Origin of the sequence: Prosthecobacter sp. (assembly GCF_044227185.1) — a bacterium.
Taxonomy (GTDB): Bacteria; Verrucomicrobiota; Verrucomicrobiia; order Verrucomicrobiales; family Verrucomicrobiaceae; genus Prosthecobacter.
This window is the reverse complement of record NZ_JBGAFO010000007.1, coordinates 177,146-191,153: the sequence shown is the minus strand read 5'-3', so window position 1 is coordinate 191,153 and position 14,008 is coordinate 177,146. Positions and strand designations below refer to the sequence as shown.

At 61.6% G+C, this 14,008-nt stretch carries 11 protein-coding genes; 6 read left to right on the top strand and 5 right to left on the bottom strand.

Annotated features, from left to right (window positions below; genetic code table 11):
* Window positions 1-33: 33 nt before the first annotated feature.
* On the bottom strand, window positions 34-2,178 hold the full coding sequence (ftsH, locus tag ACILSQ_RS17785) for an ATP-dependent zinc metalloprotease FtsH (RefSeq protein WP_395744996.1): 2,145 nt from the start codon (window positions 2,176-2,178) through the stop codon (window positions 34-36).
* Between the two features lie 113 nt (window positions 2,179-2,291).
* Window positions 2,292-3,155: a phosphoenolpyruvate hydrolase family protein gene (locus ACILSQ_RS17780; RefSeq protein WP_395744995.1), complete on the bottom strand. Its 864-nt coding sequence runs from the start codon at window positions 3,153-3,155 to the stop codon at window positions 2,292-2,294.
* 114 nt (window positions 3,156-3,269) lie between these two features.
* Between ACILSQ_RS17780 and ACILSQ_RS17775 the strand changes: the two genes are divergently transcribed.
* Window positions 3,270-4,157 (top strand): helix-turn-helix transcriptional regulator, encoded by an 888-nt coding sequence (locus ACILSQ_RS17775; RefSeq protein ID WP_395744994.1) that lies wholly within the window; start codon window positions 3,270-3,272, stop codon window positions 4,155-4,157.
* A gap of 592 nt (window positions 4,158-4,749) precedes the next feature.
* Here the strand turns inward: ACILSQ_RS17775 and ACILSQ_RS17770 are convergent.
* From ACILSQ_RS17770 to ACILSQ_RS17760, 3 genes are all read right to left on the bottom strand, one after another.
* Complete coding sequence (locus tag ACILSQ_RS17770) at window positions 4,750-5,328, bottom strand: SixA phosphatase family protein (protein WP_395744993.1); 579 nt, start codon at window positions 5,326-5,328, stop codon at window positions 4,750-4,752.
* 224 nt (window positions 5,329-5,552) lie between these two features.
* Window positions 5,553-6,656 (bottom strand): hypothetical protein, encoded by a 1,104-nt coding sequence (locus ACILSQ_RS17765; RefSeq protein ID WP_395744992.1) that lies wholly within the window; start codon window positions 6,654-6,656, stop codon window positions 5,553-5,555.
* Window positions 6,657-6,697: 41 nt separating this feature from the next.
* The gene (locus ACILSQ_RS17760; RefSeq protein WP_395744991.1) at window positions 6,698-8,365 is read right to left on the bottom strand and encodes an ATP-binding protein; all 1,668 of its coding nucleotides are present in this window, start codon (window positions 8,363-8,365) and stop codon (window positions 6,698-6,700) included.
* Window positions 8,366-8,551: 186 nt separating this feature from the next.
* On the opposite strand from ACILSQ_RS17760, the gene rpmI reads away from it, so the two are divergent.
* From rpmI to pheT, 5 genes are all read left to right on the top strand, one after another.
* Window positions 8,552-8,767: a 50S ribosomal protein L35 gene (rpmI, locus tag ACILSQ_RS17755; RefSeq protein ID WP_294385490.1), complete on the top strand. Its 216-nt coding sequence runs from the start codon at window positions 8,552-8,554 to the stop codon at window positions 8,765-8,767.
* Window positions 8,768-8,889: 122 nt separating this feature from the next.
* Window positions 8,890-9,279 carry a 50S ribosomal protein L20 gene (gene rplT, locus ACILSQ_RS17750; RefSeq protein ID WP_395744990.1) on the top strand — a complete coding sequence of 130 codons (390 nt, stop codon included), beginning with the start codon at window positions 8,890-8,892 and terminating at the stop codon, window positions 9,277-9,279.
* A 233-nt stretch (window positions 9,280-9,512) separates the two neighbouring features.
* A complete protein-coding gene (locus ACILSQ_RS17745; protein WP_395744989.1) occupies window positions 9,513-10,370 on the top strand; it encodes a metallophosphoesterase in 858 nt (285 codons plus the stop codon).
* Between the two features lie 62 nt (window positions 10,371-10,432).
* Window positions 10,433-11,458, top strand: a complete 1,026-nt coding sequence (locus tag ACILSQ_RS17740) for a phenylalanine--tRNA ligase subunit alpha (RefSeq protein WP_395744988.1) — start codon at window positions 10,433-10,435, stop codon at window positions 11,456-11,458.
* A 147-nt stretch (window positions 11,459-11,605) separates the two neighbouring features.
* Window positions 11,606-14,005 (top strand): phenylalanine--tRNA ligase subunit beta, encoded by a 2,400-nt coding sequence (gene pheT, locus ACILSQ_RS17735; protein WP_395744987.1) that lies wholly within the window; start codon window positions 11,606-11,608, stop codon window positions 14,003-14,005.
* Window positions 14,006-14,008: the final 3 nt, after the last annotated feature.

The following is a 14,008-nucleotide window of genomic DNA, read 5'->3' as shown; positions in this document are numbered from 1 at the left end:
ACTCCGGCTTTGATTGAGACTGCGATGAATGCCTTACGCGGGCACGCCAGTAAGGCCGGGGGCCAGGCCGCCTTCGTCTTCGTCCTCACGTTTGACAGGGCGTGAGTCGGTGGCTTTGGGAAGGGGAGGCGGGGGCGGGGGCTTGCTCTTGTTTTCCGGCGGGTTGATGAGGCGGCCATGCTCCATGATTTCCTTGATGTGGGCGCCATCGAGGGTCTCGTATTCCAGCAGGGCGTGGGCCAGGGCATCGAGCTTGTCCTTGTGCTGAAGGAGGATTTCCTTGGCGCGGGCGTAAGCTTCGTCGATGAGACGCTTCACTTCCTCGTCGATCTTCTGGGCGGTGTCTTCGCTGTAGTTGCTGCTGCCACGGCCCATGAAGGAGGTGCTTTCGTTTTCGCCGTACTCGATCATGCCCAGCTTGGTGCTCATGCCCCAGGAGCAGATCATGCTGCGGGCGATGCGTGAGGCCATGCGGATGTCTCCGCTGGCGCCGCTGGTGACATCGCCAAACTGGATTTCTTCGGCCACACGGCCGCCCATGGTGACGATGAGGTTGTCGATGAGCTCGCTCTTGCGGTGGGTGAACTTGTCCTCCTCCGGAAGCATCATGGTGACGCCGAGAGAGGGGCCGCGGGGAATGATGGTGACCTTGTGGAGAGGATCGGTGTGTTCCAGGACTTCATTGAGGATGGCATGGCCGGCCTCATGGTAGGCGGTGTTTTCCTTCTCCTTCTCGGTGAGGGCCATGCTGCGGCGCTCGCGGCCCCAGCGCACCTTGTCACGGGCTTCTTCGAGCTCGGGATTGGTGATGGACTTCATGTTCTTGCGCGCAGCGAGCAGGGCGGCCTCATTGAGGAGGTTGGCCAGCTCCGCACCGGAGAAGCCGGGGGTGCCACGTGCGATCTTGGAAAGGTCGGCGCTGTCTGCCAGCTTCACTTTCTTGGCGTGAACGCGGAGGATTTCCTCCCGGCCCTTCACATCGGGCAGATTGACGGTGACCTGACGGTCGAAACGGCCGGGGCGAAGCAGAGCAGGGTCGAGAACATCGGCGCGGTTGGTGGCGGCGATGATGATGATGCCTTCCTGGGTGTCGAAGCCGTCCATTTCAACGAGGAGGGCATTGAGGGTCTGCTCGCGCTCGTCGTGACCGCCGCCCATGCCATGGCCACGATGACGGCCGACGGCGTCGATTTCGTCGATGAAGATGAGGCAGGGGGCGTTCTTCTTGCCCTGCTCAAACATGTCGCGCACACGGCTGGCGCCGACGCCGACGAACATTTCGACGAAGTCCGAGCCGCTGATGCTGAAGAAGGGGACGTCAGCTTCGCCTGCGATGGCCTTGGCCAGCAGGGTCTTGCCGGTGCCGGGAGGGCCGGTCATGAGGACGCCTTTGGGGATCTTGCCGCCGAGACGCTGAAATTTCTTGGGGTCCTTGAGGAATTCGACGATTTCCTGCACTTCTTCCTTCGCTTCCTCCACGCCGGCGACGTCCTTGAAGGTGACCTTGTTGCGGTCCTGGGCGAGCATCTTGGCCTTGCTCTTGCCGAAGCTCATGGCGCCGCGCCCGGCACTGCGGAGCTGCTGGCGGACGAGGAAGTAGAAGAAGGCAAGAATGACCAGCAGCGGCAGAAGGAAGCCGACGAGGGAGGACCACATCTCATTTTCATAAACCGGGACGAGCACGAGTTTGTGCGCGTCGAGCAGCTTGTGGAGATCCTCCTTTTGGAACTCGATGTTGACGGGAACGGAGAAAGGCCTGGACTCACCGGTGCTGCTCAGCGCAGGGGCTTTGGGGGGCTCTTCCTTGGGAGATTCGGGGAGAACGGGCTTGCTGAGATCGTTGGAAGGAGCGGCTTCCGGCGTGGCGGGCTTCGCCTGGGGTTTGGCCTGAGTTTTGGAGGCAAAGTACCAGCCGCGGATGGTCTGCTCGGAGGTGGTGTCGAGATTGACGAGCTCGAGTTTTTTGTTGGGGTCAATATTGCCGGCCTCGACCTCGTTTTTGAACTGGGCGTAGTCGAAGACCTTGCGGCCGCCGGCCAGGCCTTTGTTCATCACGAAAGCGGTGATCAGCAGAGTGATCGCGAGCGCGAAGAGCATGAAGCCGCGCCAGTTGAACTGGGGGTCTTGGTTGCGGCGGCTGGGACCGTCGGGGCGGTTGTTGAAGGGATCGTCAGACATGATCGGGGGTGTTACAGCAAAGTAACGCTAGTCCGAGCATACACGCCGGTAATTTTTTTGCAAAATGCGATTCAGCAGGGCTAAAGCCACCCTTATGGAGGGAAAAACGGGGATCAGCGACCAATGGGGACGCGCTTGAACTCCCGTGTGAGGCTGGTGAGAGAGTCCTCCACGCCCATGCGCTCCAGGCTGCTGGCGCCGACGAAGCCGTCCGCGGAGGTTTTGCTGAGGATGAACTCGACATCCTTGGGCGTGTTGATGGGGCCGCCGTGGGTGAGGGTGAAGACGGCCGGATTGACGCTCTTGGCGGCGTCGATGATTTCCTGGGTGACCTTGACGGTGTGGTCCCAGCTTACCACGGCATTGGTCACGCCGATGCTGCCGCCGACGGTGGTGCCGACATGGGCGATGATGGCGTCCGCGCCGTTCTTCGCCATCTTGATGGCTTCCTCGGGGGTGGCGACATAAACGATGCTGAAGAGGTCCATGCGGGTGGCGAGGCCGACCATTTCGAACTCCTTTTCCACGCTCATGCCGGTTTCTTCAAGCACGCCGCGGAAGTGGCCGTCCACGATGGTGTGGGTGGGGAAGTTGTTCACGCCGGAGAAGCCCATCTCTTTGACGCGGCCCAGCCAGTGCCACATGCGGCGGCGGGGGTCGGTGGCATGCACGCCGCAGACGACGGGGATTTCTTTGACGACGGGGAGCACTTCATACTCGCCGATCTCCATGGCGATGGCGTTGGCATCGCCATAGGCCATGAGGCCGCAGGTGCTGCCGTGGCCCATCATGCGGAAGCGGCCGCTGTTGTAGATGATGATGAGGTCTGCGCCGCCTTTTTCGATGAACTTGGCGCTGATGCCCGTTCCTGCACCGGCCGCAATAATTGGCTCGCCTTTGGCGCGGGTGGCTTTGAGGCGGTCCACGACTTCTTGCTTGGTGTAGGGATTTCCGATTCCGGTCCAGGGATTGGGCATAAGGGTGAAGTTTGCGGTTGTTTGCGATGGCTGGCGCTGCGCGCGTTTGCAGTTGTTTTGAGAAACCATTGCAAACCACGGCCAACAACGGCAAACAATCGCAAACTTCCGCTTATGCACGCGCGAAATGCCATCCAAGAGCTATCTGAAACGCACACCCACGGGGCGGAGACGGAGTACCGGACGGTGCGGGGATCGGAGAGGGACACGAGGGCGTGGCTGAGGAGCGCGCCGCTGTGCGGGACGCTGGCGACGCACCGGATTGCGCATGCGGGGGTGATGACGGCCCGGGCGCCCTACCGGATCGTGAGGATGCACCAGGGCGGGCTGTACTTCCTGGCCTGCCTGGAAGGAGAGGGGCGGGTGCTGGTGGACGGGGCGTGGAAAAAGTGCGGCGCGGGCATGGCGGTGGCGCTGCCACCTTTCATGGTGAACGCCTTTCATGCGGTGCCGGGCAAGATCTGGCGCTGCTGCTGGGTGCGCTATGAGCAGCAGCCGGAGCAGACGCCGATCCTGAGCAGCAGCTCGCCGCTGATGGCACCTTTTGCGGGGGAGGCATTGTGGAATGCGATTGAGGGGCTTGTGGAAGAGGCGGGGAATGCCGCCCAGCCCGCGGCGATGTTTCACTGGGTGGAGCTGGTGCAGCATTACATTGAACGGTTTGCGCAGCCCTGGCAGGTGGATGACCGGCTGCACCGCATCTGGGAAAAGGTTTCCGCGAACGTGGGCTATGACTGGACGCTGGATGAGCTGGCGCATCAGGCGCATGTGAGCGCGGAGCACCTGCGCAGGCTGTGCCGCCGCGCGCTGGGGCGCACGCCGATGCACCATGTGACGTGGCTGCGCATGAGGAAAGCGGCGGAGCTGCTCTCGACGACAAATCTGAAAATCGAGACGATCTCGCACGAGGTGGGGTATCAGAACCCTTTTGTTTTCAGCAACACGTTCAAGAAGTGGATCGGCTGGCGGCCAAGCGAGCACCGGAGCCGGATGGGGGGATGAGGGCTGCTTATTGCGGTAGCCAGTCGAGCAGCCAGTCTAGGAAACGGTGAATAAAATAACGCAGCAAGATGGGAGCTAGAAACTTCTTCAACTTTGAGATGAAGCGCTGGGGTTGCGGTTTTCTTCGACAACTCGATTTGATGCGATCCTCGCGTTTTGATTGGATTCCACCAGGCAACGTTGCCGGGTGATTTTTGTGTGTGAGCCTGCCATGGCTTTGTTGAAGTTTGGATGAAGTCGAGGATTTGGTGTGTTTCTTGGCCATGGCCGTGGGGCCATGTCAAAAGCGTGCATTTCTGGTACAGATGTCCGCGGGGTCAGCATTCACCCGACCGACCATAGATTGATTTCGCGGTCACTTTTCGAGCTTCATCTGTTTGCCGTCTTGAGCTTACGACCGACACGTGTCGGTCGAAAAAAGTCTGCTGCCATGCCGTATTCGTAATTGATCAAAGGTGAGCATTGAACCGCAATCGATCACTGATTCCACAGAGGCAGGCCCAATCACATTCACCACCTCTACCTTGTGCGTTGCTTGATGGTTCCTTGAGCTGGCGCAGCTAGGCCTGCAGGTCGGAGTAACTTTCGCACCTCAATCATCCCCGTCGTCGCGGGAGATGCCGGCGTAGAGTTCCGGGAAGCGGCGTTCGAGGGACTTGGGGGTGATGTAGCCGATGAGCTGGGCTTCGTTCCAGTCGGCGAGGCCCCAGAACTCGTGGGGGAAGGCCATGATGACGGCGGTGCAGGTGGGGACCTTGGGGATGTTCGCGCGGGCGAGGATGTGTTCGGCGAAGTCGTGCAGGCCGGGATTGTGGCCGAAGATCATGGCGTGATGCCAGCCTTCCTCGAACCCACGCATGACTTCGAGGATGCGGTCGGAGTCGGCGAGGTAGAGGCGGGATTCCAGAAGGAGGCTTTCCACCGGCATGGCGAAGCTCTCGCGCATGATCTGGGCGGTGCTGAGGGCGCGCAGGGCGGTGCTGGTGACGAGGCGGTCAGGCAGGGGCAGCAGGGGAGGGGAGCCGGCACCGCCGAAATAGGTGCGGTGCAGGAAGGTGGCGACGGCCGGAGCGGCGCGCTGTCCACGCTCATTGAGCGGACGATCATGATCCGCCAGTCCAGGCTGACCCCAGCTGGATTTGGCGTGGCGCACGATGGTCAGATATTTCATGATTTAAGAACTGAGGGCGAGCGGAGAGGGAATGACGAAACCAGAATGAGGAATGACGAATGAATGACGAATGAATGACGAAACTCGAGTGAGGGGACGATGCTGCTACAGGGTGATTGCGGCATTTTGGGAGTTTGTCATTCGGATTTTATTCGTCATTCGTCATTCGGATTTCGGATTTCGTCATTTGTCCGCTCCGCAAACACAGAGATGACACAAGCGGCTCATAGGGCCACTTTTTCGAGTTTGATCGGGTAAGTTTGAAAAGCGTTCCACTGACAGACGATGAGGTCGCCGGTGTCGAGAACGCAGACGTCGTGCCCGTGATCGAAAATGCGCTCGGATTGCATGAGGGGCTTCAGCTTGCCGTCTTCATAGACGGGCTCGGTGCCACCGGGGGCGCTGACGACTTTGCCAGCGGCATCGAGGATGACGGTGAAGCCGCTGGGGTTCTGGGGGAGCTTGTTGATCTCGGGGGTCTTGGACCAGCAGACGCCGGCGTAGAGCTCCTGGCCGGAAATGACGGGGCGGCAGACCATGGCGCCGGGGACGGCGAGGGTTTCGAGGTATTTGCCGTCGAGGGTGAAGCGGCGGAAGCAGTGGTCGGCGCGTGAGGTGACGATGACGGTGGCCTTGTCTGCGCCAGCGCGGGTGTCGATGGCGACGCCGTGCGCGTTATTGAGGCGTTCTTCCGCGGGGACGCCGTCCTTGCCGCCGAAGCGCTGGATGAACTTGCCGCGTGCATCGTAGCGCAGGACGAACTGCGAGCCGTAGCCATCGACGACGTAGATGTCGCCATTGGGAGCGATGGCGGTTTCGGTGGGATTAAACACCATGTCCGGCTCATAAGCGCCGACGCTCATGGGATGGCTGATGGAGAAGATTTCCTTGCCGCTGAGGTCGATCTTGGTGACGCGGCCAGTCTGGCGGTAGCCGCCGCTGCCGGACTTCCACAGGCCGCTGTCGGTGGCGAAGAGGAACTCTTCGCCGTTTTCATTGGAGAGAGTCAGGCCATGACCACCGGGCCAGACGCTGCCCCAGGAGTCGAGGATGGTGCCGTCGGGCTTGAAGACGAGCATCTGATTGTCCCAGTGGTCTCCGATCATGAAGAGACGGCCGTCTTTGACCTGTACCATCTCATGGCAGTTGAGGATGGGGTGGTGGCGGCCCTGGCCGGCGGGGACCCATTCCTTGTTCACCTTGTAGCGATGAGCGCCGTGGCCGATGACGACGTCCTTTTTCGGATCAGGGGCGGCGCGCAGCGTTTCGGTGAAGGTGGCGGCTGCGGCGGTGGCGAGGCCGGAAAGGAAATGGCGGCGTGTTTTCATGCGGAGAGGGAACCTTCACTCAAGCACGCATGGGCTTTCGCTCAATGACGTTTCATCATCGTGGCGATGCGGTGCACCATCTGCGTGAGCTCGCCGGCCTCGTAGGGCTTGGGCAGGACGCCGACGAAGCCGCGCTCGAGGAAGACCATCTGCACCTCCTCTGTCACACTGCCGCTGGTGCAGACGATGCGTGCATCGGGATCAAGGTGGAGGATTTCGGAGGCGGTCTCGGTGCCGTTCATGCCGCCGCGCAAGGTGAGGTCCATGAGGACCACATCTGGCGGGGTGCCGGTGCGGAAGAGGCTCTGGTAAATGCGCACGGCGTCCTGGCCGTTGTCACACTGCACGACTTCGTAGCCGCAGCGGGTGAGGATCATGTGGGCGACTTTGCGGAGGTCATCCTCGTCATCGACGATGAGCACCTTTCCTTTCCCATGCTTCAGCGGAACCGGTGGGGCATTGGCAGGGATCAGGGACCGGGTGTCCGAGCCTTCGGCGGCGGGAAGATAGACGCTGAACTCGGTGCCGATGTTTGGCGTGGAGGTGACACGGATGTCGCCGCCCATTTCATCGATGAAGCGTTTGCAGGTGGTGAGGCCGATGCCGTTGCCGTCCGCCTTGGTGGTGAAGGATTCGCGGAAGAGGCGGTCGAGATTTTCTTTGGCGATGCCGCAGCCGCGGTCCCGCACGAGGATGTGGACGTGGCGTCCGGGCTTGAGCTTGCCGTCGCCCGCGGATCCCACCATAAGATTGGAGGCCTGGACATCCATGTAGCCGCCGCAGGGCATGGCCTGGATGCCGTTCATGACGAGGTTTTGCAGGACCTGGCTGAGTTTGACGGGATCCGCGATGGCCTGGCGCAGATTGTCGTCATTGCGGACGTGGACGTGGACATTGGAGCCGGCGCCGGCGAACTCCACGGTGTCACGAATGAGGGAGATGATGTCGGTGGGCTCCAGCCTGCGGGGGGAGGACTTGGAGGCGGTGACGACCTGGGAGGTGAACTGCTTGGCACGCTTCAGGCCGGCGAAGACGAGCTGCAGCTCATGGGCGAGACCGGGATGCTCCTGCACCTGCTGGATGAGGGCGGAGAGGCGCACGGTGACGGGGCCCAGGAGGTTGTTTACGTCATGCGCGATGCCCTGTGCCAGCGCGGCGAGGTTTTCTTTGCGAAGCTGGGCTGACTGGGCGTCCAAATCGTCCACGGCGGGCCTGGGCTCGGGTTTTGGCGCAGGGGCGGGTGTGGCGGCCTGCGCGGCGGGGCTGATGAGGATGGTGAAATTCAGCAGCTTGCGCATGCTGTTGAAGACCGCCCGGACGCGCCATTTGCTGGGGACGGGAGCGCGAGTACGGAGGCTCTGGAGCTGGCATTCGCACTCGTGGCAGCCGCCCTGCTCCACGGCCAGACGCAGGCTTTGCTGCAGCGTGGCGGAGTCCTTGGCCCCAGCCACGAGATCGTTCAGGCCCAGGCCGCGGAGGCCGGAGTCAGGATCAGCGCCTGCGAGCATGGCTGCGGCGGCATTGCTGAAGAGCACCCTCTGGCCGCTTTTGGTGTCCAGGGACTCGCTGTCCACGATGATCACGCCGTCCGTGACCTGGTCGAGAGCCACACGGAGGTAGTAATTAGCCACCTTCAGGTGCTCCAGGCCCTGTTCCAGCTCGGCGAGGGCTGCTGGAGAAGCGGAGGGAGTGGAGAGGGAGGAAGTCATGAATTATCCGCGAGATTCCAACTCATTTAGCAATCTTAGATAATTAAGACAACTTTAATTTTTGATATTCTGGAGTTTTCTGACTCCCATATTTGAGAGCAGACGTATGAGGCGGGGGCCGAGAGTTCACGAGACTGTGAAAAACACCTTGCTGAAACGGGCTTCTCCACTACCATCGCCGCCCCTATGTCCAAAAACGCCGGTATTGCAAAGACGAGGAAAGCCTACGCCAAGCGGTTCAAAATAACTGCCACGGGTAAGGTGCTGCGCCGTAAACAAGGCAAGCGCCACATCCTGCAGAACAAGAACCGCAAGCGGAAGCGCAACCTCGGTAAAGTCGCCCTCGTGGCGGAAGTGGATGTCAAAGCCATCAAGGCGAACATGCCGTTCTCCCATCGCTAAGACAACCACGGTCTCTCATTAGAGACCACGATGAATCTGCCTGGCTTCCATATAGGAGGCCTTCGACCAGGTGAGGCAGGCCATCGCTACCCTAACAACAGCCTGATCATAGACCCAGATACATGTCCAGAGCCACCAACTCCCCCGCCAGCCGGAAGCGCCGCAAGCGCGTGCTGGCCAAAGCCAAAGGCTACCGCGGCTTCCGTTCCACGCATTTCCGTTATGCGAAGGACGCCGTGCGCAAGGCCGAAACCTACGCAACCCGCGACCGCAAGGCCAAGAAGCGCAGCTTCCGCAACCTGTGGGTGCAGCGCATCAACGCCGCCACCCGCCCGCTGGGCTTGAGCTACTCCCGCTTCATGGAAGGCCTCAAGTTCGCCGGCATCGAGCTGGACCGCAAAGTCCTGGCCGACCTCGCGGTGAAAGACATCGCCGCCATCGAGGCTCTCGTCCAGCAGGCCAAGGCCGCCCTGGGCAAGAAAGCCGAAGAAGCGCCGAAGGCCGCAGCGTAAATCCTGCCGCTCATCTCCATCTCTTCCGACAGCCGGGGCGCGAGCTCCGGCTGTTTTGTTGTCGGGGGCGGTTGTGAAGGCCGCTGGAGGGGCGGAATCGAGGAGGGGTTGAATTTTTGAACTTTTGGGCTAGGTATGGAGTCAGTGATCCATTCACGGCTTTCCCCCAGCTTCAGTGCCTGATGAGCGGCCACGCTGCGAGCGAGGCTGCCTGCTGATTTAATCATCCCTTCATGACCGGACGTTATTCCCGCCGCAACATCCTGCGCCAGCTCACAGTGCTGGCTGCAGCCGCCTCCACCTCACCCGCGCTGGCACGTGAGCGCAAGCCGAAGCTCATGATCGAGCGGGTGGAGATCCAGGTGCCGGGACTGCCGCCGGCGTTGGATGGTTTCCGCCTGGCCCAGCTCAGTGACCTGCACCTGGAGCCGTTTACCACGGAGGAGGACATTTTGCAGAGCGTGCAGATGTGCAATGCGCTGAAGCCGGACATGATCGCGCTGACGGGCGATTTTGTGACACACACGGCACGGCCTGCGCCGAAGGTGGCGGAGCTGCTGGGGCAACTGGAGGCGCCCTATGGCGTGTATGCCAGCCTGGGGAATCATGATTTCCAGAGTGGCGCGCCAGAGGTCATCCATGCGCTGACCGAGCGTGGGATTCCCGTGCTGCGCAATGAGACACGCCGTATCCGCACGGACAAGGGCACGCTGGTTCTCGGGGGTTTTGACTCCCGGTATGTGAGCACGCCGGACGTGCGCAAGACTTTGCAGGAGTGGAAGCAAAGCCAGCCGCTGGTGCTGATGATGCATGAGCCGGATGCGGCTGATGTGATCGCAGAGGCGGGAGTGAAGGCGCTGCAGATCTCCGGGCACACTCACGGGGGGCAGCTCGTGTTTCGCGGGAAGGAGCCCATGGGGCTGCGCCGCGCGAAGTTCGGCAAGAAATACCTGGCCGGCCGTTACCAGGTGGGCGGGCTGCAGATGTATGTGAACCGCGGCATCGGCTGCGTGGGCATTCCGCTGCGCATCGGCTGCCCGCCGGAGGTGACGGAACTGACGCTGCGGAGCCCGGAGCTGGCGCGGGCGTGAGCTGAGGGGGAAGTGTTCCTGCGGTTGCATGAGGGCCGGGTCGCAGCTAAGTGACCGGTTCCATGCTTTCCGAACTCGATTCCCTCAAAACCGCCGCCCTGGCCGCCCTCGAAGCGGCGCAGGATGAACCTGCCCTCGAAGCCGTGCGGGTGAATTTTCTTGGCAAAAAAGGCAGCGTGACCGCACTGAGCCAGGGCATGAAGGATGTGCCGGTGGAGCAGAAGAAGGAAGTGGGCGCGAAGCTCAATGAAGTGCGCACGGCCATCACCGAAGGCATCGACACGAAGAAGCTGGCGCTGCAGGCGGCTCAGGATGCGAAGGCGGTGGAGGGAATCGACATCACGCTGCCGGGACGCCCGGGCGCAGGCGTGGGAGCGCTGCATCCGCTGACACAGATCCGTGATCTGGCCATTCGCACGCTGCGCCGCATGGGCTTTGCGCTGGCGGAGGGGCCGGAGATTGAAACGGAGTGGCACTGCTTTGACGCGCTGAACACGCCGAAGGACCACCCGGCGCGCAATGAGAAGGACACTTTCTATCTGCCCGATGGGCGGCTGCTGCGGACGCACACCTCCAGTGTGCAGATCCGCACGATGGAGGCGGCAAAGGCGCTGCCGATCCGCATCATTGCTCCTGGCGCTGCGTACCGGCGGGATGAGATCGACGCGACGCACCTGAGCGTTTTCAATCAGCTCGAAGGCTTGTATGTGAACCAGGACGTGAGCCTGGGAGACCTGAAGGGCACGCTGGAGTACTTCTTCCGCGAGATCTTTGGCGCTGGTACGGCGGTGCGTTTCCGTCCGCATTTCTTTCCTTTCACGGAGCCGAGCTTTGAGATCGATGTGAAGCTGGAGGCAAAGGGCAAGGATGCGCGGTGGATCGAGATTGCCGGCTGCGGCATGGTGGACCCCGCTGTATTTGCGGAAGTGAACAAGGCGCGTGGCGACACGCTGTTTGATCCTGACACGACGACGGGCTTTGCCTTTGGCCTCGGGCTCGACCGCCTGGCGATGATCATGCACGGCATCACCGACATTCGTCATCTCATTGAAAATGACGTGCGCTTTCTGCAGCAGTTTGCCGCCTAACTTTTTTCAGCATTCTTATGAACGTTCGGTTTAGCCGCAGAGGCGCAAAGAGGCAGAGGACGCAGAGGTTTTAATTCTCCGCCTCCTCTGCTCCTCCGCCCCTTTGCGGCAAATTCGAACATCTCCAACCGCTTTCTTTTTACCGTCATGCAAGTTTCCCTCTCCTGGCTCAGCACCCATCTTGACCTGAGTTCTTACACAGTCCCGCAGCTTTCGGATCTTCTCACCTTTGCGGGTGTGGAAGTGGAAGGCATTGAAGAGCGTGGTCTGTCCACGGACAAAGTCGTGGTGGCGCAGATCCAGTCCTTTGTGCCGCTTCCGAAATCTGACAAACTCAGCATCTGCCAGGTGGATGACGGCAGCGGCACACTGAGACAAATTGTGTGCGGTGCGAAGAATTTCAAAGAAGGTGACAAGGTGCCGCTGGCTCTGCCGGGTGCAGTGCTGCCAGGTGGGTTTGAGATCAAGGAAGGCAAGCTGCGCGGCGTGGACTCCATGGGGATGATGTGCAGCGGCAAGGAATTGGGCCTGGGTGAAGACCACAGCGGCCTGCTGATCCTGGATGCGGAGGCTCCGGTGGGAACGCCATTCAAGAAGCTCTATCCGGTGGAGGCTGATGTGCTCTTCGATTTGGAGATCACGCCGAACCGTCCGGATCTGCTGAGTCATCTGGGGCTGGCGCGGGAGCTGGCGGCGCTGACAGGGCTGCCGCTGAAGGGCGTGCGTGAATACGCCAAGGCGAGCACGAAAACCAAGGCGGCTGGTGAAGAGCAGATCGTGATCAAGGCTGCGGAGGCCTGCCCGCTGTACACTGCGCGCATCATCAAGGGCGTGAAGGTGGGGCCGAGCCCGGAGTGGCTGCGCCGCCGCCTGGAGGGCATCGGGCTGCGTCCGATCAACAGCATCGTGGACATCACGAACTATGTGATGATGGAGATGGGGCAGTCGCTGCACTGCTTTGACCAGGACAAGCTGAAGGGCGGCATCGTGGTGCGGATGGCGGCCGAAGGTGAAAAATTTCTGGCGCTGGACGGGCAGACTTATGAACTGAAAACCGAGGATCTCGTCATCGCAGATGGCGAGCGTCCTGTGGCGATCGCGGGTGTGATGGGTGGGGAGGAGAGCGGCGTGACTGAGAGCACGGTGAACGTGCTGCTGGAGGCGGCCTACTTTGCCCCGAGCGGCATCCGCCGCACTTCGCGCCGTCTTGGACTGAGCAGCGACAGCAGCTACCGCTTTGAGCGTGGCATGGATCCACAGCAGGTGGAGGGCGGGTCGGAGCTGGCGACGAAGCTGATTCTCTCCATCGCAGGCGGCACGGCGGAAGATGTGCTGCTGGTGGCCGGTGAGGCTCCGGCGATGGTGGGAGAAGTCACACTGGACGAAAACCGTGGGCGCAGGCTGCTGGGCACGCCGGACATGAGCAGTGATGAGATGCACGCGATTCTGGAAAAGCTCGGTCTCACCAAGAAGTCCGCGGGCAAGCATGAAAGCCACTGGGGCATTCCCAGCTACCGTCTGGACCTGCAGCGCCCGGTGGATCTGGTGGAGGAAATTGCGCGTGTCATCGGCCTGGACCGTGTGCCGTCGCGCCAGGCGGCAGTGGCTTCCTCTGTGGAAGTGGCGGACCGCACGTATGATTTCGCGATGGGGCTGCGCCAGTCTTTGGCGAGCCGCGGGTTCTTTGAGGCGCAAACGCTGCGCCTGATTGCCGATGCGCAGCTGGCTGATTCTCTCGGCGGCGGGCAGGGCGTGGCGGTGAAAAATCCGCTGAGCGAAGACCACACGACGCTGCGTCCGAGCATTGTGCCGGGGCTGATCGCGACGGCGGGGCTGAACATTCGCCAGGGGCTGCACCGCCTGCGGTTCTTTGAACTGGGGCGTGTCTTTTTATCTCTGCCGAAGGGCGGCAGCCGTGAGGAGGAGCGCCTGGCGGTGCTGCTCAGCGGGCCAGTGGCGCCGACGAGCTGGCATGCGCGTGAGCCGCAGGCCGCGGACATCCACGAGCTTGTGGGACAAATTCAGAACCTGACGCGGACGCCCGTCGAAGTGCGGCCTGCGAAGGAGAATGGCGCGAACTTCCTGCTGACCAGCGAACTGCGCGCGGGGAACCGTGTGCTGGGCTGGATCGCGCAACTGCACCCGGCGCGTGCGCGTGAGATCGATGCACGGCATCCGGTGTATGTGGCCGAGCTGCTGCTCAGCGCGCTGCGCCAGGGCAGCACGGGACCTGCGAAGTTTGAAGAACTGCCGCGCTTCCCGAGCATGACGCGTGATGTGGCCATGGAAGTGCCGGCGGATTTGGCGCATGCCAAGGTGGCGGCGTTCTTTGCCGCGCAGAAGCATCCGCTGTTTGTGGGGGCGGAGGTCTTTGACGTGTTTGCCGATCCCACGGGAACGAAGATCGCGAAGGACCGCAAGTCGATCGCGTGGACGCTGACGTACCGCTCGTCTGACAAGACGCTCGAAACCGCTGAAGTGGATGCCGCGCACGCGGCGATCCTTTCGGCGCTGGAGAAGTCTTTGCCGGCGGTGGTGCGGAGGTAGTGC

What these genes read in the sequence shown, in the direction of transcription:
- ACILSQ_RS17780 (WP_395744995.1), bottom strand. Translation starts at nt 3,155, where the DNA reads ATGCCCAATCCCTGGACCGGAATCGGAAATCCCTACACCAAGCAAGAA.
- pheT (WP_395744987.1), top strand. Translation starts at nt 11,606, where the DNA reads ATGCAAGTTTCCCTCTCCTGGCTCAGCACCCATCTTGACCTGAGTTCT.
- ACILSQ_RS17775 (WP_395744994.1), top strand. Translation starts at nt 3,270, where the DNA reads ATGCACGCGCGAAATGCCATCCAAGAGCTATCTGAAACGCACACCCAC.
- rplT (WP_395744990.1), top strand. Translation starts at nt 8,890, where the DNA reads ATGTCCAGAGCCACCAACTCCCCCGCCAGCCGGAAGCGCCGCAAGCGC.
- ACILSQ_RS17760 (WP_395744991.1), bottom strand. Translation starts at nt 8,365, where the DNA reads ATGACTTCCTCCCTCTCCACTCCCTCCGCTTCTCCAGCAGCCCTCGCC.
- rpmI (WP_294385490.1), top strand. Translation starts at nt 8,552, where the DNA reads ATGTCCAAAAACGCCGGTATTGCAAAGACGAGGAAAGCCTACGCCAAG.
- ACILSQ_RS17745 (WP_395744989.1), top strand. Translation starts at nt 9,513, where the DNA reads ATGACCGGACGTTATTCCCGCCGCAACATCCTGCGCCAGCTCACAGTG.
- ACILSQ_RS17770 (WP_395744993.1), bottom strand. Translation starts at nt 5,328, where the DNA reads ATGAAATATCTGACCATCGTGCGCCACGCCAAATCCAGCTGGGGTCAG.
- ftsH (WP_395744996.1), bottom strand. Translation starts at nt 2,178, where the DNA reads ATGTCTGACGATCCCTTCAACAACCGCCCCGACGGTCCCAGCCGCCGC.
- ACILSQ_RS17765 (WP_395744992.1), bottom strand. Translation starts at nt 6,656, where the DNA reads ATGAAAACACGCCGCCATTTCCTTTCCGGCCTCGCCACCGCCGCAGCC.
- ACILSQ_RS17740 (WP_395744988.1), top strand. Translation starts at nt 10,433, where the DNA reads ATGCTTTCCGAACTCGATTCCCTCAAAACCGCCGCCCTGGCCGCCCTC.